The organism is Polaromonas sp. P1_G4, assembly GCF_056405475.1.
This window is the reverse complement of the sequence record NZ_JBFUCA010000325.1, coordinates 1-4,890: the sequence shown is the minus strand read 5'-3', so window position 1 is coordinate 4,890 and position 4,890 is coordinate 1. Positions and strand designations below refer to the sequence as shown.

5 protein-coding genes and 1 pseudogene are annotated in these 4,890 nt (G+C 61.1%); 4 read left to right on the top strand and 2 right to left on the bottom strand.

Going from position 1 to position 4,890, the window contains the following annotated elements:
• The 4 genes and pseudogenes from yidC to AC1D1X_RS15675 form a co-directional block, all read left to right on the top strand.
• The coding region (yidC, locus tag AC1D1X_RS15690) for a membrane protein insertase YidC (protein WP_477698610.1) at window positions 1-339 on the top strand (339 nt) is incomplete at its 5' end.
• Between the two features lie 119 nt (window positions 340-458).
• Window positions 459-1,871: a tRNA uridine-5-carboxymethylaminomethyl(34) synthesis GTPase MnmE gene (gene mnmE, locus AC1D1X_RS15685; protein WP_477670434.1), complete on the top strand. Its 1,413-nt coding sequence runs from the start codon at window positions 459-461 to the stop codon at window positions 1,869-1,871.
• 185 nt (window positions 1,872-2,056) lie between these two features.
• Window positions 2,057-2,548: pseudogene (locus AC1D1X_RS15680) on the top strand (Crp/Fnr family transcriptional regulator).
• A gap of 248 nt (window positions 2,549-2,796) precedes the next feature.
• Window positions 2,797-3,588, top strand: coding sequence for a hypothetical protein (locus AC1D1X_RS15675; RefSeq protein WP_477670435.1), 792 nt, complete (start codon window positions 2,797-2,799; stop codon window positions 3,586-3,588).
• Window positions 3,589-3,712: 124 nt separating this feature from the next.
• On the opposite strand, the gene AC1D1X_RS15670 is transcribed toward AC1D1X_RS15675, so the two are convergent.
• Both AC1D1X_RS15670 and AC1D1X_RS15665 read right to left on the bottom strand, forming a co-directional pair.
• Complete coding sequence (locus AC1D1X_RS15670) at window positions 3,713-4,285, bottom strand: adenine phosphoribosyltransferase (RefSeq protein ID WP_457281899.1); 573 nt, start codon at window positions 4,283-4,285, stop codon at window positions 3,713-3,715.
• Window positions 4,286-4,366: 81 nt separating this feature from the next.
• The coding region (locus tag AC1D1X_RS15665; RefSeq protein WP_477698609.1) for a TrkA C-terminal domain-containing protein at window positions 4,367-4,890 on the bottom strand (524 nt) is incomplete at its 5' end.

Genomic DNA, 4,890 nt, shown 5'->3' with positions numbered 1-4,890 from the left:
GCGCTGTACTGGGTGCTGCTGTCCAGCGTTGAAATGCGCAATGCACCCTGGATCTTGTGGATTCACGACCTTTCGGCGCCGGATCCATTCTTCATCCTGCCCGTGCTGATGACCCTGACGACCATGCTGCAAACGGCGCTCAATCCCGCTCCGCCGGATCCGATGCAGGCCAAGCTGATGTGGTTCATGCCGCTGATCTTCAGCGTGATGTTCTTCTTCTTCCCGGCTGGCCTGGTGCTGTACTGGATTACCAACAACATCCTGTCCATCGCGCAGCAGTGGGTGATCAACACGCGTATGGGCGTGCCGCCGCAGTTCAACCTGCCGAAGTTCAAATAAGGCGGACACGGAATAAAAATTGGGCCGCTTCGCGGCCCTTTTTCTTGGGAAACCGGCTTTGGCTGCGGCGCTCTCTGCCATAGCACCAATATCCGGTTTGCCCCTTAACATCTACCACCATGCTGGCCCGACACCACGACCCCATCGTTGCCATCGCCACTGCGCCCGGTCGCGGTGCGGTGGGCATTGTGCGGGTGTCCGGCAAGCACATCGCGCCCGTCGTCGATGCGATTTGCGGCCGCCAGCTTCAACCGCGCCAGGCGACCTACCTTCCCTTTAGGGATGCGCACGGCGTAGCCATCGACCAGGGCCTCGCCTTGCATTTCCCGGCGCCGCATTCCTACACCGGCGAAGACGTGCTGGAGCTGCAAGCGCACGGCGGCCCTGTCGTGCTGCAGCTGTTGCTGGCGCGATGCCTTGAGGCCGGTGCGGCACTCAACCCAGAGACAGGTTCGGCGGCCGTGCCGGGGCTGCGCGTGGCGCAACCGGGCGAGTTCACCGAACGTGCCTTCCTCAACGACAAGATCGACCTGGCGCAGGCCGAGGCGATTGCCGACCTGATCGACGCAAGCACGGAAACCGCCGCGCGATCGGCCGCACGTTCAATGTCGGGTGAATTCTCGCTGGCGGTCAACACGCTGCTGGAGCAACTGATCCACTTGCGCATGCTGGTTGAGGCCACGCTGGACTTCCCCGAGGAAGACATCGACTTCCTGGAAAAGGCAGACGCGCAGGGCCAGCTTGAGCGCCTGCAGACGACGCTGGCCGTCGTGATGCAGCGCGCGGTGCAGGGCGCCTTGCTGCGCGAAGGCATCAAGGTGGTGATCGCAGGCCAGCCGAACGCCGGCAAAAGTTCGCTGCTCAATGCGCTGGCCGGTGCTGAACTCGCCATCGTCACACCGATTGCCGGCACCACACGCGACAAGGTTTCGCAGCTGATCCAGATTGAAGGCGTGCCGCTGCATGTGGTGGACACCGCTGGCCTGCGCGAGGCACTCGACGAAGTGGAAAAAATCGGCGTCGAACGCGCGTGGGCTGAAATCGCCAGCGCCGACGCGGTGCTCTTCCTGCATGACCTGACCCGGCATGCCGCCGATTACCTGGCCGCTGACGCACACATCGCAGAAGTATTGAGCCGTGAGCTGCCGCGCAACACGCCCATCATCGACGTCTGGAACAAGTCGGACGCGGCTGACGCGGATGTGCTGGGCACCATCAGCGGCGGCGTTCTGATCTCCGCCAAAACCGGCGACGGCCTGCAGGCGCTGCGCAAGCAACTGTTGCAGGTCGTGGGCTGGCAGGCCGCACCTGAAGGCGTGTTCATGGCCCGCGAACGTCACGTGCGTGCCCTGCAGCAGGTCGCCGAACAACTCGGGAGAGCCCATGCGCAGATTCGCGCGGGGCACCCTGCCCTGGACCTGCTGGCCGAAGATTTGCGCCAGGCGCAACTTCACCTCAGCGAGATCACCGGTGCGTTCACGCCGGACGACTTGTTGGGCGAAATTTTTTCCAGATTCTGTATTGGAAAGTAGTAAACCGGCGACAGACGGGCCCTGTCTGGGGACAAGCGGCGCCATGCCGCGAAAAACGCACCAAAACGGTCAAAAATGGCCTTCTGTCGAGGGGAAATTACAACTCCGGCTTTCCTGTATCAGGTGTAAGGGGCCGTTAACATCCCTTGCAGGCTATGTAGTGCGAAGGTATCTTCCGTCCCACTATGAACGCTCCATTACCTGCCGCCATCCGTTTTGACATTCAGGGCCTTGCCCAGGCCATTCTTCACTGCCACGCCAGTGACGCACTGCGCTGTCAATTCAACCAGCCGCATTGGGACATCCTGGCCAGCTACATGCAGCCTTTCGCCCTCAACAGTGGCCAGGTGCTGATGGAACAGGGCGCGCTGGACCGCACGCTGTATTTTGTGGAAAGCGGCACACTCAGCGTTCATTACGAAGATGAAAAGGCCCGCGTGCGAATGGCGCTGGTGGGTGCAGGTACTGTGCTTGGTGAAGGCGCATTTTTCTCGCACATGCCGCGCAGTGCCACGGTCCATGCGTCGACGCCTTGCAAGCTTTGGTGCCTCACCCCGATGCGGTTCCTCGAACTGGCAAACCGCCACAGCCCCATTGCATAGGAGCTGACCATGGCAAAGGGGTCGGTCATGGCCAAACGACTCTATAACCGTCCCAAGCGCGTCGCGGTGACCTGAGTGTCGACCCTTTCTCGGGTGCATTGGCATCATCAGACAACTGACTCCCTGCCGTAATACTTTCGGGCGTCACAGGTGTTCTCAAAAACGTGACGGGCGTGATTTTTTACCAGACAGTTGCACGGGTGTTTCGATAAAGTCGGCCACAGGATTTGCTGCTAAACAACAGCTGAACCGTTTGCGCTATTGCTTACAGATTCACTCCGTGCATTGACGGAAAATGAAGATTCATCACGAGAACATTGCCCATGTCTTTTTTAAACTGGTTTTCCGATAAACCGCAGCAAGCCGGTGCGGCTGCGAATGACGAACAAAGACGCGCGTCCGCCGCACGTGACAAAGGCGCTGCGTCCGTACCCCAGCGACTCTCCCCCGAACAACCTGCTCCCGCCGATTCCGGCAAGCTCAAGCGTCACGCCCGCCGCGAGCAGTTGTACGTAGCAATTCGTGAGGCCATGACCCGCTCCGGCGTGCTCTCGGCCAGCTACAAATTCAAAGTTCTTTCGCTCGACCAGAGCGGCAATGAATTCCTGGTCATGATGGACCTGGCAAAAGCATTCGGCGGCACGTCCGAGCAATTGAGTGGAATTGAGGCATCGATCACACAGCACGCCAAAGCGCGCTTTGAGATCACGGTACCCGCTGTGTACTGGCGTCTGGAGGAAATGGCGGTCGTGGTCAAACAGGCCCCGACGCCACCGCAGGCCGTGCAAGCACCTGTTGTACCAGCACCCGTTGTACATGCACCCGTAGTAGCACACGCTGAAGCCAATGTAGAAACCCGCGCGCCCGTGCCCGTCAAACCCGCAACACCACGGTATGAGCCTATCCAGGCCGACGAAGTTGCCGCCTTCAAACAAGCTTTGGTTGCTGCATCCGCGCAAGGCCCGGCAGTTGCGCCGGAAAAAGGGGTCAAAGTGCAAAGCGGCCCGCGCTCACGTTCATACACCCTGTTGACGGGCTTTGAAGACACCGAAATGCCACCGGAATTCAGCACGTCACCAGCGCTGAGCAGCACGCAGTACGGCGATCTCAACTAGGTCGAGCCGGCTTCAGATACAAGACAGATAGGCTTCAAACCCAATCAGGGTGGGCGCAAGCAGCTATAACTTTTATAGCTRAGCTCGTTTACCCCGGGCAGTTTCCAGAACGGCATCCTTCCGTTCAGTGCCCCGAAAAGTCGATCAAGGTGAACAGCGGCAGCCCTGCTGCCCGCAATTTTTCTGACCCACCGAGTTCGGGCAGGTCAACAATCGCCGCACCTTCGGTGACGGTGGCGCCCAACTTCTCCAGCAGTTTCTTGCCGGCCATCATGGTGCCGCCCGTGGCGATCAGGTCGTCGATCAGCAGCACCCGGTCGCCGGGTTTGACCGCATCGGTATGCAGCTCCACGGTGGCGCTTCCATATTCGAGCTCATAGGTTTCCTGCACGGTCGTGAAGGGCAGTTTGCCTTTTTTGCGTATCGGCACAAAGCCAACATTCAACTCGTAGGCGATGACGGCGCCGAGGATGAACCCGCGCGCATCCAGCCCTGCCACGATGTCGGGACGGAGCTTGCCGTCCATGTAGCGGTGCACAAAAGCGTCGATCAGCACGCGAAAGACCTTGGGGTTCTGCAGCAGCGGCGTGATGTCGCGAAACTGCACGCCGGGGGCCGGCCAGTCGGGCACGGTGCGGATATGGTTCTTCAGGTACTGGCCGACGGTCTGGTGAGTGAGGCTGTGCAGGTCAGGCATGGCGTGTCCAGGGGTGGGTGGCGCCCATATTGTGCCGTCAGTGCCTGCGCCGAACGCTTCACGCGACGGGCGGCCCCCTGCTCAGTTGATACGGCCGCGCAGGAGCTTCTCTTCGGCCATGGCCAATGCCTCGGGCTTGCCTGACAGCACCAGCGTATCCCCGCCCTCCAGCAATGTTTCGTCATGCGCGGCCACGGCCTTGCCATTGCTGCGGCGCAGGCTGACCACACGCACGCCGCCGGCGCCCAGTGCCACCGCACCCAGGGGTTTCCCGGCAGACCTGGTGCCCAGCGGCAATGTGACGTTTGACAGGCGCTCCTGCTCGAGCTCGTTCACGGTGTCGTCGTCGGCGCCGCGAAAGTAGCCTCGCAGCAGGTTGTACCGGGCGTCACGTTGATCCTGCACGACGCGGATCACACGGCGCATGGGCACCCCCACCAGCGCCAACGCATGGYTGGCCAGCATCAGGCTGCCTTCGATGGCCTCCGGCACGACCTCTGTCGCGCCGGCTGCCTGGAGTTTTTCCAGGTCGTGGTCGTCTACCGTCCGCACAATCACCGGCACGGTCGGCGCGTGGGCGCGTGTGTTGGCCAGCACTTTGAGGG

Bases quoted from the DNA above. Each gene is read 5' to 3' on its own strand.
- mnmE (WP_477670434.1), top strand. From the start codon at position 459: ATGCTGGCCCGACACCACGACCCCATCGTTGCCATCGCCACTGCGCCC.
- AC1D1X_RS15675 (WP_477670435.1), top strand. From the start codon at position 2,797: ATGTCTTTTTTAAACTGGTTTTCCGATAAACCGCAGCAAGCCGGTGCG.
- AC1D1X_RS15670 (WP_457281899.1), bottom strand. From the start codon at position 4,285: ATGCCTGACCTGCACAGCCTCACTCACCAGACCGTCGGCCAGTACCTG.